The following is a 20,113-nucleotide window of genomic DNA, read 5'->3' on the forward strand; positions in this document are numbered from 1 at the left end:
GTCTCCGTATGGTACGCCACAACGCGCTCCGCCGAACCCTGCGCAAACTCCTTGGTGTTGACGGCGACCCGATTGCCGAGCGCAAGCTCGCGAGTTCCGACTTGTTCGACGCGGATTGGTACCGCGAAACGCAGGCGCCTGAAATGGCGTTCGACCAACCCGCACGGCACTATCTGCAGAAGGGTGCTGTGCTCGGACTGAGCCCCAGCCCGCTGTTTGACGGTCCGTGGTACCTCGAGAACAACCCTGACGTGGCCGGGGCGGGCCTCAACCCGCTGCTGCACTACCTCGACAGCGGACGCACCGAAGGGCGGCCGATCCGCCCCTACGCCGCCCCATCGTTGGTGGCGCGGATTGCTGCCTCTGAGTTGTTCGACGCCGATTGGTACCGCGAAACGCAGGTGCCTGAAATGGCGGTCGACCAACCCGCACGGCACTACCTACAGGAGGGTGCTGTGCTCGGGCTGAGCCCCAGCCCGCTGTTTGACGGTCCGTGGTACCTCGAGAACAATCCTGACGTGGCCAGGGCGGGCCTCAACCCGCTGCTGCACTACCTCGACAGCGGACGCGCCGAAGGACGTTCGATTTATTCGATAACGGACCCAGAAGCGATCTCTCGGATCGCTGCCTCTGAGCTGTTCGACGCGAAGTGGTATGGGGCGACCCAGGCACCCGACGTCGCGCCGGACCAGGCCGCACGGCACTACCTGCAACAAGGAGTGGCGCTCAGGCTGAGCCCCAGCCCGCTGTTTGACGGTCCGTGGTACCTTGAGAACAACCCAGACGTGGCTAGAGCGTGCCAGAACCCCCTGCTGCACTACCTGAACGACGGCCGCCTAGAGGGCAGGCCGATCTGTCCGTCGGCCGACCCAGTGGTGCTCGCGCGGATCGAAGGTTCTGAGCTGTTCGACGCGGAATGGTACCGGACGTCCTACGTCCCCGATCTGGTTTCGAACCAAGCCGCACGACACTACCTCCACGAAGGAGCAGCTCTCGGGATGAAGCCCGGGCCTCTGTTCGATGGGGAGTGGTATCTTGGGAACAACCCCGACGTGGCCAGAGCTGGCTCGAACCCGCTGCTGCATTACCTCGACAGCGGTCGCGCGGAGGGGAGGCCAATCCGCCTCCCATACGCGCGCGACGCGGCTGGCTGCGTGATCGAGACCCGTCCCATCGTCCTGCGCGAGAACACGGCCGAACGCATCGTCGTCGTCATCCACGCCTTCTACGTCGACGTCTTCGAGGAACTCCTCCCGCACCTCGTGCGGGGGATCCCACAATTCGATCTGCTGGTCTCGACAGACCAGCCCGCTAAGAAGCGAGCGATCGAAGCGGCTGCGGCGCGCGCTGGGCTTCTCCACCACTGTCGAGTCGCGCTGGTGGAAAACCGCGGCCGCAATTTTGGACCGCTCGTCGCCGTGTTCGGCCAGGACATCTTGCACTACGACTATGTGCTCCACGTCCACACCAAGAAATCGCTATTCAGCGGCGTCGAGCAGGGGCGCTGGCGCGATGAAATCTATCGCACGCTGTTTGCGAACGCCGCCTGCGCTGCTATCGCCCTGACGCTGTTGCAGGAGGACCGCCAGGTTGGTCTGTACTTTCCGGAGACCAGCGCGCACATCGTCTATTGGGCGCATACTTGGCTTTCAAACATTGGCACCGGTCACGGTTTGCTTGCTCGCCTTGGCCTGCCCTACGACGGCTTCGACGAGTACCTCGCTTATCCCGTCGGCGGCATGTTCTGGGCACGAGTCGACGCCCTGCGCCCACTGCTGACAGCGGGGTTGACGCTCCACGACTTCCCTGAGGAACACGGCCAAACTGACGGGACGCTTGCCCATGCGATCGAGCGGGTGATCCCCCTGGTGTGCCGGGCACAAGGATACCGTGCCGTCTGCTTCGACTACGGACGAGGGATCGCCCGTTACGACAGCAGCGCCCGCAACTGGGATCAGTATTGCGCTCGCTCCCAGGATCAAGCCCTGCTGGCGCTCAGCGATGTCGACCTCGTCTCGTTCGACCTGTTCGACACCCTTGTGAGCCGTCCCGCCCGGCGCCCAGATGCCGTGCTTAAACTCGTCGAGCACCGCATCGCGACGGAGGCAGGTCGCCCCATCCCGCTGTTCGCGGAGCGCCGCGCTGCCGAGAACCGGGTTCGGGCCCGCAAGCACCACCAGGGCGACGTCAATCTATCGGAGATCTACGCGGAACTCACTGCTTCCGGCACGATCCCCCGCGACGTGGTCGCGAGGGCGCATGCGCTGGAGAAGCGGATCGACCTCGGCGCTCTGCGCCCGCGCCCGGAGGTCATCGCCGTGCTCAAAGCGGCGCATGAGCGCGGCAAGCGGGTCGTTCTGATGACGGACACCTACTACGAGGAGCCCGATATCCGTGCTGTCCTGACCGGCATTGGGATCGCCGACCTGTTCGAGGCGATCTACGTGTCGAACGCGGTCGGCGCCCGCAAGGATCGGGGTGACCTGTGGCACTACGTCGAGACGGTCGAAGCGGTGCCGCGCGCTCGTTGGCTGCATATCGGCGACAACGAGCACTCGGATATTCAGGCGGCTTGCGACCGACGCATCCCGTACCTCCACGTCGCGCACCCGGCCAAGATCCTTGCCCAGAGTGGATTCGCGCGAGACGAGGGCGACCTCGTCGTGACGTGGCCGGCTGACCTCGTCGTCGGCCATGCCATGCTGCATCTTTGCCGCAACCCATTCCTTAACCGATCCGCTCCGCCTTACCTGTCGCTCGGCTCGACACGTGATGTGGGCTACGTCGTGTTCGGGCCGCTCATGTTGCTATTTATGTCCTGGCTGATTGGGCACGCGGCACTGAGCAACGTTGAGCGGCTATACTTCCTCGCGCGAGAGGGCGACTTCTTAGTCAAGATCTACCAGATGATCCGTGGGCGTTATGGCCTGAATCATCTGCCTGATGGCCGATACTTCCACGTCTCCCGACAGACGGCGATCGCCGCTGCCCTCGGCGGGGGGTTCCGCCCCGAACTCGTGACAGCTGCCGGCCGCTACGAGGGCAGTATCCAGGGGCTTCTCTGGAACAGGGCTGGCTTCACGGCCCCGGCGCACCTCGAATTGGATCGGTTCGAGGTGCGGCTCCCGGTCGACGCGCCGGTAATCGAGCGCGTCATGACCAGCCTTGAGCCAGAGATTACGGCATATGCCGCGGACGCGAACGAGCTGTTTCGTGCCTACGCCCGGCAGGAGAAGTTGGATGCCGGCGGGTCCTGCGGGGTGGTCGATATTGGCTACTCGGCTACGATCCAGAAGATGATGCAGCTGGCGCTTGGCCAGCCGCTGATCGGCTTCTACATGACAGCTTTCGACAAGGCGAAAGCGGTGGAGAAAGACGGAGGCTTCGCCTTCAGCTGCTTCAGCGCGGATACCGAGGAGCCTACGGCGTCGTCGCTGCCTGTGCTAAATTACGGCCTCGCCGTCGAGGCGTTCCTGACGGCGGCTCACGGACAGGTCGTGGGCTACGATAGGACGGGCGAACGAATCGAGCCGTTGTTCAAGGCGGACCCGCGTACCCAGGCCGAGCACGCCATCCTCGCCAAATTGCACGCTGGCGCCGAGCAGTACATCACCGACACTCTCGATCTTTATGGGCCGAGCTTGCTCCAGGCCGACATCCCGTTGAAGGGGCCGCAGGAATTTCTACGCATGCTGATGGAGGGCCAGATCGCCACCCCCTCGGAACCGATGAAGACGCTTGGCGTCGAGGACGATTTCTGCGGTCTACCGATTCATAGAGTGTATAACAGCCTGTCTCTGTAGGCGTATCGACGAGGGGCGCTACCCGTCTCCCAGATATGGGGTGCGAGTTCCGACGGAAGTTGGGCACCGGTTCTATGGCGAAGCCGTCCGGCGTTCTAATTTGATGTCGGCCATCATTCTGAGTCGAAGCCGGGCCGCCTTTAGTCGGTATTGCCAGCGTCTTCCCACAGGTCAGCAACCGCGGCGTCAACTGGATGTGGATGCGAACTTTCGAAGGGCAGTTGGTGAGCAGCGGATGACTTCGACTGATCAGGCCATTCTCGAATTCGCCCGGGTTGTAGCGTGGGTAGAGCCATGCGGTGAGGGTCTGCAGGTGGGCAGTATACGATCGGTAAAAGACATCAATCAGTTTACCGCCATCGCCTTCACAAGGATCCTAACTGATGAGGGCTAGCTGCCTTCTGACGGCCGCCTGGAACATGAGGGCGTGCCGGTCCTCAGTCTCATTTCGATCGAGGAGCGCAAAGCGCCATTCTCGATCGGCCAGCCTGTTGACACTCTCGCCCTGAGCTACCCCAGCGCGAGGCAGCTGCATACGCCGCTCGAACTCGGCTCGGGATTTAGTCTGGTAGTGATTGAGTTGGATGCCCGCGTAAACGACGCGGTTGGTCATTCCTGTCGTATCGAAAGGAATGTCGCTGAAGTCCGAAAGTGTGCGCCGCCCTCCAGACAAAACGACCTCATGAACCTGCACATTGCGAACGCGCTCAGTGCGGGCGAACGTTTTGTAATGGCCTTGGTAGGCCCAATCGGGTTCTGCGCAGCGGAGAAAGGTCTCCGTGACCAAGCCCTCGCTAGGCTCGATCAATCCAGACGAGCCGAACGAACGCCAGTTGACGTGTACGGCCGATACATCCGCGGGCACGCGGTTAAGGTAGGCGTCGACCGAGCCGTCTTGCCACGGGACTAAGAACTCATCGACGTCGAAGAAAGCTACCCACGGCGTGCGCACCAAAGAAAGTGCAGTTCTGTAGGCAGCAAGCTGAGGCGATTCTCCTGGGCGTGCGATAAAGCTGCGAAGCGAGATATTTGGAGTGCAGGCAGCAGACCGAGACACCACTGCCGCAGTCTCGTCGCTGGAATCATGATCGAATACTATGATGCTATCAAAGCCAACCGTAATATGAAATGCGAGCCATTCCGCGAGGTAGTCACTTTCATTTCTAGCAATTGCAACTAGTGTGCATCCCATTTTGTGCGTCTCGATTGAATGCAGTCATTCGATTTCGCGCGCACCTGATTTTATTTTGATCATATCAGCAGCGCAAATTTGGATTTTGACCATTAGAGCACACGGAAGGTTGTTTCGGCAACCGGTCTGTGTTCGTCTGGCCTGAGTTGATGTTCGAGAAGCACGATCAAACCAGCAACTCACATGAAGCAGAAGCGTGACAAAATTCGTGGGCCCGGTTCGTCGCATCGGTTGGTGTAATGCTAGGCTTTTCCGTGCGGCAACGCTGGTCGGCGAAGCATTGCAGCGCGACTGCCTAATAAGTTGCGCCCATCATCTGCGCAACGCCGATTCCGCAGCCGAGGTTACGAACGATAAGCTTCTGCAGGCCATCTCCTTGAGATGGAGGGCGAGCTACAAAGTTGCCTCTTCCCGTCGACGTTCCTAAGGGGGGGGGGGGGCGACATCGCAAGCCATACAGCGGGCAAGCACGCGACGACCGGCGATCGTAGACCAGTTCCCCACGGCCCGCCCGTGAAGCCTCGGCCGGTCAGTCGTGAGGATCAATGCGGCGGGGTACCAGCCGGCTCGGCCCCGCCGCCGATCTGATCACGGGCTGGCGGGGTTTGGTGCCGTTTCTCACAGCGGGGTCATGTACGCGAGGCGACCCGAGAGGCAAGATGTGGCGGGACCAAGTGTGCAAGGCAAGTATCGATGCAGGCGCTCACCAAGCGTCCCGGTTTTTGAGGAGAACGTCGTGCTGAAAAATTTCAACAACCTCAAAAGACGGTAGCATATCAAGAATGTCTTGTAACTTTGCGGCATTCTCGTACATTTCGCGGTCGGAATATTCAGTATAAAAATATCTCGTATTTCGCAGAGTTTGCAATCCGCCTGCAATAAGGTCTTCTTCTGCACCTTGTACATCGGCCCAAATGAAATCTATATATTTCACTTTTTGTTCCGCGCTCCAGATATCTAGAGTCGTAATCTCAACTTCTATTTTGCTGTCAAATTTTACCCACGGAAAAACTGTCAAATGATCCTTGGGTGGTCGGAGCGAGCCAGACTGATCCCATTCTTCAATTTGACCAGTCTCAGGATCTATCACTCCAGCTCCGAGATTTTGACCAGAACTTTGATGAAAAACTGCCTTGCCGACGCTTCTGCCAAGCGCCTTTGTAGTTAAGTGTATGCGCGAATTGAGATTGCGAGCCAGCACTTTTTTTATTGCACGGGGGTCAGGTTCGAACGCAAAAATTTGGGCATATTGAAACCATTTGGAAAAATTATCACTCATGTCGCCGTTATTTGTACCGACATCAAGAATCGTTGCATTTGCTCGGTCGATGAGCCGGAGAATATCGGCTTCTTCTAAACCTTCGCGCTTCATGTAGGAATCCCCTCATTCGTTGCTAACAAAAAATCTAATGCAGGAATATCCCTCTTAAATCACTTTCAGGCATTTCTGCAATATTTTTGATCCGGCGTATTGGGGCGTGCCGAACCGGGAGCGAGCGTTCTGACAGTCCTACTGCATTGGGCCTTGGCGATGCGGCGGAACGCTCCTGCATTGATAGGCATTGAGAGATGTCGCATTGATCGCGCCGTGCCCTGTCGACACACGCGTCCGTTTGCTTGACCGATTTATCGAACGGTTGCGCGATTCCCAAGCTGCTTAGAGCCATTCCCGCAGGCTTTGCGACGGAGGGGGGATTGCCACGTAGACCGGTGAAGGTGCCAGCGATGCCTTTATCGTTGTTCGTCGGTCTGTGGGAACGGGTTGTGGCGGCCGTAGCCGAGGGCGCCTCGTTTTATCGGGTCGCGGCCCGGTTTGGTGTGAGTGTGTCGAGTGCAAGCCGTCGATCGGCGCGGTATGCGCAGGAAGGCTAAGTCGCGCCAGAACCAACGCATGGCGACGATCATTCGCCGACCATTGAAGCGCAGGCCGATCTGATCCTCTCGACCTATAAAGCTTGGTCTGGAATCTGCTTGCGCGAGTCGTGCGACATCCTGGCCGCGCACGGTGAGCGCACCGGCACAGCGGCCTATCGCTCCTCTTTGCCCGCCACCAAACGCACCGAGCCGTAGGGCGCAGGACAGCCGTCAACGCGGGCATTCTCGTGGCTTAACGCCCACTTCCACCAGCACCAGCGGAAAGGCTTGAGCCCCCCGCGTCTAGGCTTGATCCGACGCTGCCCGAGAGCTGATTCGGCGTACCCAGTTGCTGACCGTTCGCATTAGTCTCTGTGTTTTCGCCGGGATTAGCGAGTGCGCGCGGCGCCGGATCGAACGGCTGCACTGGATCGAAGGCAGTTCGGCCACCAGCCAAAGGCGTCACCACGCGTTCGGGGCGGATCTCAGTTTCACAAAGACCCTGGCAGATCGGCACCATGATGTCAGTTTGCTGGCATACCGGTCTCATCACGCCTCGAACGCAGGTGCAACGACATAGCGCTGAGGCTGGCACGGGGAGGAGCAGCAGGGAAAAGGCAAACAGAAGCGAGCGCATGGTGCTTGGCCTCGAAGCCCGAATGGGCGATTGGGGCTGATAACACAGCGGGCGCAAGAGCTCGAACGCGGCGTTCCCTTCGTCGCGATCTGACCTTTGGCAATCTTGCCTTAGCCTACGCCCCCTGCCAGGCTGTATAATCCGCCAAGGCCAAGCGATGCGAGTGCGGGCGATCGCTCTGCGGCAGCGGTGTTTGACGGCACGTCTCCCGTCGCTCACGAACTTGATTTGGATCAATCCCTGCTGTGGAGTGACAAGCCCGCTTTCCGCTTCGGCGCGGAGTCGGCGGCGATCGTCGCGGCCGCCATATGACTGAGATAAGCCTGCCTGATCGGACCTGAAGGTGGCAGATCGGACTTCACCCTCGTTGGTGACTCGGATCGTTCCCTGATAGACAATGAGTGAGGCGATCGCGTCGAGAACCTTGAGCCGACCTGCGCGAGTGATCCAGGTCGCGAACCAGATTGAGCCGACTCGCATTTCTGGCCTCGTCATGCAGCGCCTCCGCGCCGAAGATGAAGAAAAGCTTGTGACCTGCGGAAGCGACACAGCAAGGCCTAGAAAACATCGAACAGGACTGGCTTGCCTCACGAGTGCCAATCAGGAAAGACTCTTAGAAAATCGATGATGCAGAGAAAGATGAGGCAATAGCTATGAGGCCGGTGTCCCGTGATTTCGTCGAAGGCATCGCATGACTCCGACGCAGTCACCCACAGAGCGGCTCGTCCTCTACGGCGCGGGGGCGCTGGCGCGCGAGATTTTGGTCGTTCTCTCGCGGCTGCATGCAGCGGGACGGGAGATCGAGTTTGTCGCCTGCCTCGTCGACCCTGATATTGCGGTCCCCGTCTGCCTTCACAATCGCCCAGTTTCACGTGACATCGAAAATTTTGCGGGCGACGACAACCTCCGCTTCGTCGTGGCGCTGGGTGAGCCCAAGGCTCGGGCACGAGCGGTCGAGCGCCTGCGGTCGATCGGAGCGCGCTTCGCCTCGATCATCGATCCAGCCGTGCTGATCGGCGCGAGCAGCACCGTCGGTGAGGGCTCAATGATCCTCGGCCACGCCTCCATCACGGCTGACGCGGAGCTGGGCTCCCATGTGCTCGTGAATCCAGGGACTACCATCGCGCACGACAATCGGATCGGCGATTTTGCAACCCTGAGCCCAGGCGTGCATTTGGCCGGGCACGTCATCGTTGAGGAAGGTGCCTTTCTCGGCACCGGAGCCTCCGTGATCCCGGGAATCCGCATTGGCGCCCACGCCATAGTCGGAGCCGGCGCGGTCGTGATCCGCGATGTCCTCCCAGGACATACGGTTGTAGGCAATCCCGCCCGCATCTTGCGCCGCGACTGAGCGGCCCAGCGTCCGCTTCAGCCTACGTGTGCAGTCCCGCGGTGTGGTGGCATCAGTTTAGCTGAGGCCGCCGCACACCGGGAGGCGTTATGGGACAGGTTCTTCAGGGCTGCGCCACGACCACGCACACGGTCAGAGCTTAGCCCGATCACCCTCGACGGCATGCGCTGGGTTGCGTCGCGTCAGGCTACAGTCGGGCCGATGAACTCGGCGCTAGTGGCCGATGAGACTGGAATTGCCTCGTCTACCTGCTCACGCAGAGCTGCGACGATGCCTTCCAGGAGCGCCTGCGCTGCATCCGCCTTGAAACTAAAGGCCAGCGGACGGCCCATGGTGACAAGGCTGACGACGAGCTCGCCACCTTCTCGTCGGACCCAATTCACGCGCTCAATGGAGACGTTTTGCGTGGCGTCGTTCATTTGGCCTGCTCGGTCTGAAACTGGGCCGTCCTTTTCGACGCCCACGCTACTGATGCCAAGCCTGGTGTCGCCCGTACCGCCACGTAGTAGCTCAGCCATGAGTGAGATCGCCGACATGATCCTCGACGGCACGCTCGACAGCAAGTCCTTCGAATGCCTGGGCGAGGCCATGGGCTACCCGCGGACCGAATACGATGCGCTGTTGAAGGCCCGGTCTGCTCGCACTCGTTAACGCCGGGAGCGCCGGAAGTGGTCAAGGGTCCAAGCCGCCCTCGCGACGGGAAGCGCCCATGGGTGACGGTCAGCGCGTCTCGCGCAGCACTCGTCGAGCTTCTTGGTTCAGCACTGAGTGGCGGATCGATGCTGGTCCTTCGTCTGGCGTATCCTGGCCTTCCTCGAAGACGCAGCGCTTGAATCGCTTCTTGTCGAACCCGAAGGGGCGCAGGCTGGCAATTAGCGCACGCAGCACCATCCGGACGGCTTCCTCGCGCTGCTCTGCCACCGCCAACTTCGTATTGAGCTGGTCGACCTCGCTCACGGCCTCTGGCACCACCATTGGTAATCCGGATCGCATTTCGTCAGACACGTTCAGTCCCCTCGATGTTCGAGCCGGACCATTGGCGCGCGCGCTCGCAAATGTCGAGCGTAAGGGAGGCGCCCGTGCCTGCCATCAGCATGTGCCCGAGCCAGGACTACCCGGCCCGGATCGCTGTGCGTAAACTGAAGCAGCTTGGTAGACAGATCGCTCAATGCCCGGTCGCGGACGGGTGTTTGCCGGCTACAGCATGGCTCGTGGTCCCCGCCCGTCGCCTACCTCCGCCCCTCAGACCACGCGCCTTCCGTACATCTGCGCGGGCAGGTATAGCCGGCCGCGTCGTCGGATTGCACCCTGATCACGGCGATCGAGAGCCAAGGCGTGGTCGAGCGATGATCCCGGTACTGATCCCCTGCCTCCCAGAGACCGACGCGATCGTCCCCTACCTGCGCCGGATCGACCAGTCCCACATCTACAGCAACTATGGGCCTCTCACCAACGAGTTCACGGCACGGCTGTGTCAGTTCATCAGCGCTCAAAGCGGTGAGAGCCCGGTCCACGCGGCTCTCACCAGCAACGGCACGACGGCGATCGAGCTCGCCCTGCGTTATCGCAGCGCGGGCCGTCCCGGCCGATACTGCATCATGCCGTCTTGGACCTTCATCGCCACCGCCCATGCGGCGGCCAATGTCGGGCTCACGCCGTACTTCACCGATGTCGATCCGGAAACCCTGTCGCTGACACCGGAGATCGCCGCGCGTGCCCTCAGAGCCAATCCCGGTGATGTCTCGGTCGTCATCGTCGTCAGCCCATGTGGAGCTCCGATCGACATCGCCGCCTGGGAAGCGTTCGAGGCCGAGCACGACGTACCTGTGATCTTCGATGCCGCCGCCGCCGCCTTGAATCTGCGGCATGTCGGCGCGCAACCCCTATGCGTCAGCCTGCACGCCACAAAGGCGCTGGGAATCGGCGAAGGCGGCGCAATCGTCACGAGCGATGCCGCAATGGCGACGGGGATCACTGCGATGACTGGGTTCGGGTTCTCGGCCGGCAGCCGCGTCTCGGAAATGCGTGGCGGGAACTACCGCATCTCCGAATACGCCGCCGCCGTGGGTCTTGCCGCCCTCGACGGCCTTGACGGGCGCATCGCTCGGCTGCGTGAAATCTCGCTGGCCTATGTCGCGGGATTCGAAAGGATCGGGGTGCCGATGCAGGCGGGTTTCGGTCACGATTGGCTGACGATGACCGCCAACGCGATCTTCGACGCGGGCGTCGTCGCGGATATCACTGCGGCTTTCGACCGATCCGGGATCCAGTGGCGGCGCTGGTACGGCGGTGGCTGCCACAAGCATCCAGTCTTCGCCACATGCCTCAACGATGGCCTGGCCGCAACGGCGGGCGTCGCCGAGACCGCGATCGGCGTGCCGTTCTTCCCGACGATCGCGTCGGAACAGATCGCGCAGGTCTGTGGGTGCGTCGCGGGCGTCGTGTCACCCCGCTGAGCCCGCACTCGACAGGCCCGATCCCGGTTCCGTTCCCACCCAAACGGTCGACGATGATCGGTAAGGCATTCGGGCAAACCCCGATTCAGGCTGACGCACCGGTTTCCCGTCGATCTGCAGCGGTCTTACGTGGTCGACGCCCTGTTCGGCGGTGCACCGGCGCAGGTGGATGAGTCGCGCTGCGGCTTCCGCTTCACGCTCCCCTATGATCGCCACCTGGAGGCCTGCCTCATGATCGACGTGGAGCACGCGGTCGTCCCCTGGCTGTCGATCACCCCCGCCCATCAACCCGAGATCATGTCTTCACGTTCACGGAGTTGCCGCCGATACGGTGATCCTAGCGCAGGACGCCGGCCCCCTCCCCCTGCGGAGCCGAGCTTCCGGAAAGGGTTGACCACGCTGTCGAGCCGATCGTATCACCCCAGCATGGAGTGGCCCCGCCGCTGCGACGTCCGGTGAGCGGCCTCCGCTTCACGACCGAAGCTTCGGCGCCGTGGGGCGCAGTGATTGGGACGGAGCGTTTTTTGGGCGAGGACGTCAAGGCGCTACGAACAGAGCTCGCCGAGACGAAGGCTCGTCTGAAGGAGGCGCAGGGTGAACTGGCGCGTCTTGTTCGCCTCGCTGAGGCCGACCTTCAGCGACAGCGCCCGGGCGAGCCGTCGAGCGTGGTTGCCGCGTCGGTTCGTCGGCCGGCCGCCAAGGACGTGGCCGCTCGCATCGCCCGACTTGTCGAGCTCTACCGCGAAGCTTCGGCGGCGGCACCCGGTGGCGCGCCAGTGGTTGGCCAGGACACGATGCTCCGGTGGCTCGAGATTTCCGGTCTATTCGACCGCGACTTCTACCTCAAGAGCAATGGTGATGTTGCGAGCGCGGGGGCCGACCCGATGCAGCACTACTTCAATCATGGCTACGCCGAAGCACGGCCGCCTTGCACGCTCTAACGCCGTCCGAGGCATTTTTCCCGACGGCGCCGCGTTGATCGGCTTTTCGCCGCGATCTATGGCAGCAAACAGCCGAGACATGTGCGAGGACACGATCGATGCAAACTGCCGCTGAGACCGCCGCCCCGGCTCCGCCTCAGCAAGAGCCATGGCAGGACGACTTCTCGACGATCTACCGCAGCGGGCAGTTCGATCACCTCTGGTACGCCGCGCGCTACCCGGATGTCGGCCTGACCGAGCTGTCGCCGCTCGAGCATTACGTCAAGTACGGCGCCCGGCTCGGGCGACAGCCGCGGCCGGACTTTTCGGGCACGCCGGACAAGGCAGTGGACGGGACTTACATCAACCCTTTCGCGGCTTGGCTGCGCCAGCAAGATCACGCCTCCGGCGGGACGGAGAGTGGCAGACCGGTCGTCTCGATCCTATGCATCACTTATAATCAAAAGGCGTTTATACGGCAGACGTTGGACTCCATTCTTAGCCAGAAAACCGATTTCCCGTTCGAGTTGATCGTTGGTGACGACAAATCAACCGACGGCACCGCGCAAATCATCGCAGAGTACGCCGCGCGCCACTCAAACATCGTCGCGATTCTGAGGGCCGAGAACGTCGGCGTCGTCAATAATCTAGACGATATCGCTTCGCGCGTCTCCGGTGAGTACGTCGCCATTTGCGAGGGCGACGATTACTGGATCGACCCTGACAAGCTGCAACGTCAGCTCGATTACATGCTGCAGCGGCCGGAATACACGCTGTGCTACCATCCGGTGAAGGTCGTCTACGAGGACATGCCGGCTGTTGAGGAGCAGTACCCGGAGCACCCCGACCCACATCCGTCCCTGTCGGACCTCGTCGCGCACAATTTCATCCAAACGAACAGCGTCTTCTACCGTTGGCGGTATCGCGGCAGCGAGACACTTCAAATCGGCCGCGGCATCATTCCGGCCGACTGGTACATCCACCTGATGCACGCGGAGGTCGGTCGGATCGGGTTCCTCCCGCAGGTCATGGCCGTGTACCGCAAGCACGCGGGCGGCATGTGGGCCGCCTTCGACACCGTGCTCGCACGTCACAAGCGGCTCGGCAAGTCGGAGATCGAGTTCTACCGGCAATTGCGCGGCCACTTCGGTGGCCGCTACGCCTCCGAGTACGAGGCGACGCAGAAGCGCATCTTCCGGCGCCTGGGCGAGGCGTATCTCGACGAGGAGGATCCGGAACGCCTCGCGCAGCTGATCGCGGATCATCCGGACATCGCTGAAGCGACCTTAAAAGAGATGGGACTCGACGGCGCAGATCGGCCGAGGCAGGACGCCGAGGCTCTGCGAGTGTGGATCGAGGATCAGCTCACTGTCAGCGTGGTCGTCACGGCCTATAACCATGCCGGCTATATCCGGCGCTGCCTCGACGGGGTACTCAGCCAGCGCGGTCTGTTCCGGATGCAGGTGGTCGTGGGCGATGACCGGTCCACGGACGGCACCGCGGAGATCATCGAGGAGTACCGCCTCCGCCATCCGGACCGAATCATTGTCCGATCCAGGGACCGCAATCTCGGCATGCTGCACAACATGCGCGATTGCATCGCCGCCTGCACGGGCCGCTTCATCGCGTTCTGCGAGGGGGACGATCATTGGATCTCCGATCGGAAGATCGGCCTGCAGCTGCGCATGCTGCGGACTGATCCATCGCTCGACATGTGCTTCAACTGGGTCCTGCTGCACCACGTCGCGAACGGATCCTTCATGCCGCACGAGGAGCAAGGCCGCTACCAGACCGGGACAATCAGTTTCCCGATGCTCGCCAGGGCGCCGCTCACGGCGAACTTCTCAGCCTGTTTCTATCGGGCTGACGCCCTCCGCCGCGTCCCGGAAGCGTTCTACGACGAGCAGGGCGCCGCCGACTGGCTCATGAACTTGTACATCGCCGACAAGGGGCGCATCGCGTTCCTGCGCGAGATCCTGTCGGTCTACACGATCCAGACCAAGGGGCAGTGGTCCGGACTTGACGAGACCATCAAGAACCTCCTCGTCGGCCAGTACCAGAAGCGGTTTGCGACGATCTTTGGGGAAGGGCGCGGATTCGAGAAATACGAGGTCGGCTGCACCGTCGCAGAACTCGATGGCGAGCTGCCAGATTCCTTCGCCCGGGCGAATCTCGAATCGCCTCGTGATCGGGTCTGGGCCGAGATCCAGGATGGGCAGGTCGTGTTCACGGGCTGGATCGTCGCTGCAAACCGGGACAAGGCGACGCTCATCGCCGAAGTCGGCGGTGAGGTGCTGCGCATCCCCGTCGACATCCATCGGCCGGACGTCATCGCGGCGGTCCTGGGGGATATGCCGACGACGATGGAGGAAGCGCGCTGTGGCTTCCAGTTCGTCCTTCCCTACGCGCTGCACCTCGAGGTGCTGTTGCAGATCGAGGTCGCGCACGCGGTAGTACCCTGGCTCTCCATCATCCTGACACACCGTGTGAAAAAGACGGATTAGCAGGCCGCTTCAGAGACGCTGGCCAATTCGCGTCTTTGCTCCGCTCGCAACGTCGCGAGGACCTGTTCAGTAGCCTGTTCGGGCACAGGGCTATTCGGATGCGCCGGACTGATCGGCTTGATTGAAGGTCCTGGGATGTTGGTCAGCGGGATCGGTCGGGCGAGGGCTTGGTCCCGAAGTTCGTCCATCCCTCACAAGCCCGACATTGAGGTAAAGGGAGGCTGGCCATGGTCCGGAGCGCTAGTCCGGCGATCGATCCTGATCGCCTCGCTCAGATTGTCACCCTGGCCGCGGGCGGACACCCGGAGGGCGGCGGCGCGATGTGCGCAATGGAGGCGGTGGCCTACATCGCGCGCGAGCCCCCCTCGGACCACCCGGAATGCGCCTCCCCGAGCATCGCGGCGTTCATCCGCACTTGGAGCGACGGCCTGCCTCAGGCCGAGCGTGACGGTCTGATCCTCCCCCTGCTCCCGCACCTGGTCGGCACACACGGCTCGGACGCGCTGGAGCGCCGGCGCGTGGTTCTGGTCGCCGATTGGCTCGTCCGCATCCATCTGCCGGCGTGGTTTCATCTCGCTAAGCTGAATGTCGAGGCGGACGAACTCGCTGACCTGCCTGAGCTGCAGGCCATCTCCGATCTTGCTACCCTGTGCGATCACCTGAAACGCGCGCGTAAGCGGGCAGCGGTCGCGAACCTGACCCTGCGGCAGACCGGTTCCGCGGTCCGAGCGGCGGCCTGGGATGCCGCACAGCAGGCCGCCTGGATCACCGTCCGGGACGCTCTGGAAGCCGCGGGTCCGCCGATCCTCGCCGCCGGCTGGGATGCCGCCTACGCGGCCACCTACGCGGGGGCCCGGGCTTACGGGAAAGCCCCCTTTGAGCCGACGCGCCGCATGCTCCAGGACGCTGCCCTCGCCCTGGTCAAGCGCATGATCGCAATGCGCGAGGCGTCCTCGCCCGGAGCGCCCGTTGCCTCGACGCCGAACTCGGGCGTGACCGAGCGCCGACCATGATCGGCGCCGACGGGCATCACGGACCGCCTTTCGATCCCGCCGGATCCGGCCAACCGAACTCTGCCCTCGCGGGGCTTCGCTGCCTCGTGCTGGGCGGTGCTGGCTTTCTTGGGCTGAACCTGTGCAACCGCCTCGCGCAAGCCGGCGCCGAGGTCACCTGTTTCAGCCGCAGCCACCCGCAAGCCGAGGTCCTCGACCGGCGCGTCGCCCGGGTAACCGGACAGTTCTCCGACCGTCTCGCCATCGCCAACGCGGTCGAGCGTCAGGACGTCGTCTTCCATCTCATCGCCGGATCAATCCCAGAGAGTTCGAACCGGGACCCCTCCGCGGAACTCGCCGCCGCGCCGATTGCCACTCTACACCTGCTCGAGATCTGCCGCTCGGCTCGGATCAGGAAGCTCGTGTTCGCGTCCTCTGGCGGTGCGATCTACGGGATCCCGCACGCCATCCCGATCCCGGAACAGGCGCCCACCGACCCGATCTCGGCTTACGGCATCAGCAAGCTGATGATCGAGAAGTCGCTCTATCTGTACCGGCATCTCCACGGAATCGAGTACCAGATCCTGCGGATTGCCAACCCGTACGGCCGGTTCCAACTCGGCAATAAGCATCAGGGTCTGATCGGCAACTACATCCACCGCGTGCTTACCGACCTACCGCTCGAGGTCTGGGGCACCGGCGAGATCGTGCGCGACTTTCTTCACATCGACGATGTCAGCGACGCCTTCCTAAGCACCATCGCGTATGACGGCCCGCACAAGGTAATGAATGTCGGCAGCGGTGCGGGCTTGAGCGTCAACCAGATCATCGCCGAGCTGGAGCGGGCCTTCGGGCGCCAGCGCCTGCGGTGCGTGCACAAGCCGAGCCGCACAGCCGATGTGCCGGCAAACGTGCTCGATACCGCACTGATCCGGTCCGAACTGGGCTGGCAGCCCCGCGTCGCCCTGCGCGAGGGCCTTGTTGGCACCATCGCTTGGGTGCGCGCCCATCTGGCGGAGTTCCGACCTGAAGGCGCGGGACCGCATCCAACCTAACACGCACCACGCCGACGGGACCGCGTCCGGCTCGACGAGCCGGATCGGCAAAGTTTGATCCCGTCTTCGCCTCGGAGCGGCCATGTTTCTCGCCGACAGGGCAGACCTCCGATCCGCGAGGAGACCGCATGTCCTTCCTGCACGATCTGCCCATTGCCGACCTGATCGCCAATTACGGCTACATCGCCATCTTCGTCATCATCACCCTGGAGAGCGCGGGCCTGCCGCTCCCGGGTGAGACGGTCCTGCTCACCTCGGCGGCCTATGCCGGCAGCACTGGCAACCTAAGCATCACTCTCGTGGTGGCGATCGCCGCGACCGCCGCGATCCTCGGCGACAACGCCGGCTACTGGGTCGGACGACGCTGGGGCCTGCCCCTGCTGCTGCGCAAGGGTCATATGATCGGCCTCGATCACGGCCGGCTCAAGCTCGGCCAGTACCTATTCCGCCGGCACGGCGGGAAGATCGTGTTCTTCGGCCGCTTCACCGCGATGCTGCGTGCCTACGCGGCAGTCCTCGCCGGCGTGAACAAGCTCGATGCCCGCCGCTTCATGTTCTTCAACGCCGTGGGCGGCGTTGCCTGGGCCTCGATCATGGGCTTCGGCGCGTATCTATGCGGACGCTCCATCGAGAACGTCATGGGGCCCGTGGGCCTCGCACTCCTGGCCCTTGTGCTGTTCGGCGCCGTGGCGCTGTGGATGTTCATGCGCCGTCACGAGGCGCGCCTGATGGTCGATGCCGAGGCTGCGATCCCCGGCCCGCTGGTCGAGGGCTCGATCGCACCGCAGGCGGTCACGGGGTAGGCAGGCCCGGCCCGCTATGCGAGAAGCCATGCCGCGCATAGGCTCAACGGGCCTCGAGCGCGCCGGCCAGGGCGGCCACACGTCCTGCCGCCCTGTGCCGAGTCATCAGGCTCGCCGAGTGGGACGGACGCCGGCATACATCTGGATTTAACTGGATGTTCGACGCGAGCTCCGTGGTCCGGCGCTACGGCGCGGGGCGTGGCACCGATACGGCAGCCTACGCCGCCGAGAGCTGGACCTCGACTATCAATCCGAACCCCCTCTTCGACACAGCTTTACCGGGTGCAGGTCTCGCCGCCGGACGCGACCGGTCTATCATTGCGGTCATCGTCGCCCTCTCTGCAAAGCTCGCCCAGGTAGCATGGGCGACGCTGCGGAAAGGCGTGAGCTTCGAGCGCCAGCCGGAGCTGGCCCGCGCCTGAGACGCTGCAACGGGTCGGCCCTGACCGGAGCGTGAGTGACCGGCGCAGGTCCGTGAGGTCAGCGGGAGGGCAGTGAAGATGGCGTGACGGTCGAGCAGCGCTCCAGAAGCCTGGCAAAAAGAGCGCCTCTTCGAGCCCAACGTGCTTATGAAGCTTGGGGCGTGCGGCTCTCCATCTTGGCGGCGGCCACTGCGCCGACATGCTGGATACGTGTGTGCAGACCGGACAGGGACGCCTCCATCGACCACCTTGCAAACGGGGCGGGCCATACGTTTTGTTCGCGAGCGGCCATGACGCTTGAAAAAGCGCGAGAGGTTGCTCTGCGCCACGCAGACGCTGGGCTCGGCCAGGGTGGTCTGTTGCTCGCGAGGGTAAATCCCGGGCTGCGCCTCGTAGAGGGAGACGATCAGGTCGGCCTGTGCCTCGATCCGGTGCAAGCGTTGATCGCCGTACATCAGCTTAGTCGCGACGTGACCCGCACGAGCAAATTGCCTGCACCAGCGACGGGTACTTGCCAGACTGACCCCAGAGCGTTCCGCTGCTTGGCGTCGCGAGGCGTCGGTCTCGACCGCATGAACCACGCGCTGACGCAGTTTGTTGGACAAAGCTAAAGACATCGGCGCCCGCCTGCGCCGATCAAACCTTCAGCTCGCCACACGCTTCATCCCGCTCGGATGCCGCTCTATTGTAAAAACAAAATTCAATTTAAGCATAAACTTTCTCGAAATATAGCTTTGCATATCTATTGCTGATTGCTCGCGATGTTAGCAATTAATTAACATGCATGAACTAATTCATTGCGGACGCGAAGAAAATTTACATTACTCCAATAATTGCGAAAATATAAAGCTGGCAGTGCGTTGTCATGGGGACACGAATGCTTGACCTGACAGGCTACAAGCTGACGTTTGATGACGAGTTTAACACGCGCAGCATCTCGAAGGCAGCGGGTAGCACGACCTGGGGTGATATTCGCTCACAGTGGCGCTTCGACGCAAATTCTGATATTGGGTTCGGACACTCCTCGTTCGTCGACTCTGCTTCTGGCTACGATCCATTCAAGGTCTCGGGCGGTGCGCTGACTATCACCGCTGTTCCCGATAAGACTACCTCGGGCTATCCCGGGAGCTGGGAGTCAGGGCTGATCACTACACAAGGTAGTTTCTCGCAAACCTACGGGTACTTCGAGATTCGTGCCGACTTCTCTGCCATGAAGGGCGCCTGGGACGCGTTCTGGCTGCTACCCGACAAGCCAGCTGCCAATCCCAACAATCTACCAGGCTGGCAAGAACTCGACGTGGTCGAGCACTACGGAGGCAACGACAAGGGCGTCTACAGCACGATTCACACGACAGATCAGACTCCCAACATTCCGTGGCAGCAGAACCGGCAAGTCTACAGCGAGTTGGCGAACGCGCCTGGCTATCACACCTACGGGATGGATTGGCAGAAGGATAAAATCAGCTTCTACGTCGACGGGCAGTTCGTCGGCTCGCAGGCCACGCCGAGCGACATGACCGGCCCGATGTACCTGGTGGCCAACCTCGCCACGCAGAGTGATGCGGACGCGGCGGGCAAGCCGATCTCCTCTTCGATCGATTACATCAGGGCGTACTCCAAAAGCTCGAACGCGGTAGCGGTCACCCAGGGCACCGTTTCGGCTCCCGACGGCACTGATCCGGGCCTCTACGGCGCAACTAGTGCAAACTCACACGCGCTTGAAGCGTTTGGGGCGACGCAGCTGGATCAGGTGGGCAGCGGGTTCTTTCTGGACGACAGCACGGGGTCGGGTCCCTCGCTTAAACTTAACGGATCTGCCGTGACCGCGGCTCAGTTCGGCAGCTGGACCCCGATTGGAGCGGAAAAGACGGCTACCGGCTACGAGGTGGCCTTTAAGCTGACGGGCGCGGACCAGTTCACGGTGTGGAACACCGACGCGAACGGCAACTACACCGCAATGGCCCTCAACATGGTGTCGGGTTCGGACCCGTCCCTGCTCCGGCTGGAAAAGAGCTTCGCACAGGATCTGAACAACGACGGCCAGATCGGGGTCGTGCCCAAGACCATTGAAGCGTTTGGGGCGACGCAGCTGGATCAGGTGGGCAGCGGGTTCTTTCTGGACCG

15 protein-coding genes and 1 pseudogene are annotated in these 20,113 nt (G+C 62.2%); 12 read left to right on the forward strand and 4 right to left on the reverse strand.

Annotated features, from left to right (window positions below):
- Positions 1-8 precede the first annotated feature (8 nt).
- Entirely contained in the window at positions 9-3,803 is a 3,795-nt protein-coding gene (locus MFF40_RS15520; protein WP_238261201.1) for a rhamnan synthesis F family protein, read from the forward strand.
- 376 nt (positions 3,804-4,179) lie between these two features.
- Here the strand turns inward: MFF40_RS15520 and MFF40_RS15525 are convergent, their stop codons facing one another.
- On the reverse strand, positions 4,180-4,995 hold the full coding sequence (locus MFF40_RS15525; protein WP_238261203.1) for a glycosyltransferase family 2 protein: 816 nt from the start codon (positions 4,993-4,995) through the stop codon (positions 4,180-4,182).
- Positions 4,996-5,698: 703 nt separating this feature from the next.
- Positions 5,699-6,367 (reverse strand): FkbM family methyltransferase, encoded by a 669-nt coding sequence (locus MFF40_RS15530; RefSeq protein WP_238261205.1) that lies wholly within the window; start codon positions 6,365-6,367, stop codon positions 5,699-5,701.
- Between the two features lie 353 nt (positions 6,368-6,720).
- On the opposite strand from MFF40_RS15530, the pseudogene MFF40_RS15535 reads away from it, so the two are divergent.
- Both MFF40_RS15535 and MFF40_RS15540 read left to right on the forward strand, forming a co-directional pair.
- Positions 6,721-7,079: pseudogene (locus tag MFF40_RS15535) on the forward strand (IS630 family transposase); the annotation flags it as partial.
- Between the two features lie 1,098 nt (positions 7,080-8,177).
- The gene (locus tag MFF40_RS15540) at positions 8,178-8,837 is read left to right on the forward strand and encodes an acetyltransferase (protein ID WP_238261207.1); all 660 of its coding nucleotides are present in this window, start codon (positions 8,178-8,180) and stop codon (positions 8,835-8,837) included.
- A 182-nt stretch (positions 8,838-9,019) separates the two neighbouring features.
- Here MFF40_RS15540 and MFF40_RS15545 read toward each other — a convergent pair whose 3' ends face one another.
- Positions 9,020-9,256: a hypothetical protein gene (locus MFF40_RS15545; protein ID WP_238261209.1), complete on the reverse strand. Its 237-nt coding sequence runs from the start codon at positions 9,254-9,256 to the stop codon at positions 9,020-9,022.
- Positions 9,257-9,353: 97 nt separating this feature from the next.
- Between MFF40_RS15545 and MFF40_RS28855 the strand changes: the two genes are divergently transcribed.
- Positions 9,354-9,488, forward strand: a complete 135-nt coding sequence (locus tag MFF40_RS28855; RefSeq protein WP_283206107.1) for a hypothetical protein — start codon at positions 9,354-9,356, stop codon at positions 9,486-9,488.
- Positions 9,489-9,557: 69 nt separating this feature from the next.
- On the opposite strand, the gene MFF40_RS15550 is transcribed toward MFF40_RS28855, so the two are convergent.
- Positions 9,558-9,794 carry a hypothetical protein gene (locus MFF40_RS15550; RefSeq protein WP_238261211.1) on the reverse strand — a complete coding sequence of 79 codons (237 nt, stop codon included), beginning with the start codon at positions 9,792-9,794 and terminating at the stop codon, positions 9,558-9,560.
- Between the two features lie 389 nt (positions 9,795-10,183).
- On the opposite strand from MFF40_RS15550, the gene MFF40_RS15555 reads away from it, so the two are divergent.
- From MFF40_RS15555 to MFF40_RS15590, 8 genes are all read left to right on the forward strand, one after another.
- Positions 10,184-11,293: a DegT/DnrJ/EryC1/StrS family aminotransferase gene (locus tag MFF40_RS15555; protein ID WP_238261213.1), complete on the forward strand. Its 1,110-nt coding sequence runs from the start codon at positions 10,184-10,186 to the stop codon at positions 11,291-11,293.
- Positions 11,294-11,748: 455 nt separating this feature from the next.
- Complete coding sequence (locus MFF40_RS15560; RefSeq protein WP_238261215.1) at positions 11,749-12,234, forward strand: hypothetical protein; 486 nt, start codon at positions 11,749-11,751, stop codon at positions 12,232-12,234.
- A 98-nt stretch (positions 12,235-12,332) separates the two neighbouring features.
- Complete coding sequence (locus MFF40_RS15565; RefSeq protein ID WP_238261217.1) at positions 12,333-14,717, forward strand: glycosyltransferase family 2 protein; 2,385 nt, start codon at positions 12,333-12,335, stop codon at positions 14,715-14,717.
- A gap of 329 nt (positions 14,718-15,046) precedes the next feature.
- Positions 15,047-15,730: a hypothetical protein gene (locus MFF40_RS15570; RefSeq protein ID WP_238261220.1), complete on the forward strand. Its 684-nt coding sequence runs from the start codon at positions 15,047-15,049 to the stop codon at positions 15,728-15,730.
- Positions 15,727-16,764 carry an NAD-dependent epimerase/dehydratase family protein gene (locus MFF40_RS15575; protein WP_238261222.1) on the forward strand — a complete coding sequence of 346 codons (1,038 nt, stop codon included), beginning with the start codon at positions 15,727-15,729 and terminating at the stop codon, positions 16,762-16,764. The genes MFF40_RS15570 and MFF40_RS15575 overlap by 4 nt, the downstream gene beginning before the upstream one ends.
- A 128-nt stretch (positions 16,765-16,892) precedes the next feature.
- Positions 16,893-17,567, forward strand: coding sequence for a DedA family protein (locus tag MFF40_RS15580; protein WP_238261224.1), 675 nt, complete (start codon positions 16,893-16,895; stop codon positions 17,565-17,567).
- 155 nt (positions 17,568-17,722) lie between these two features.
- The gene (locus tag MFF40_RS15585; RefSeq protein WP_238261226.1) at positions 17,723-17,989 is read left to right on the forward strand and encodes a hypothetical protein; all 267 of its coding nucleotides are present in this window, start codon (positions 17,723-17,725) and stop codon (positions 17,987-17,989) included.
- Between the two features lie 877 nt (positions 17,990-18,866).
- The coding region (locus tag MFF40_RS15590; RefSeq protein ID WP_238261228.1) for a family 16 glycosylhydrolase at positions 18,867-20,113 on the forward strand (1,247 nt) is incomplete at its 3' end.

This window comes from Methylobacterium mesophilicum (genome assembly GCF_022179445.1).
Classification (GTDB): domain Bacteria; phylum Pseudomonadota; class Alphaproteobacteria; order Rhizobiales; family Beijerinckiaceae; genus Methylobacterium; species Methylobacterium mesophilicum.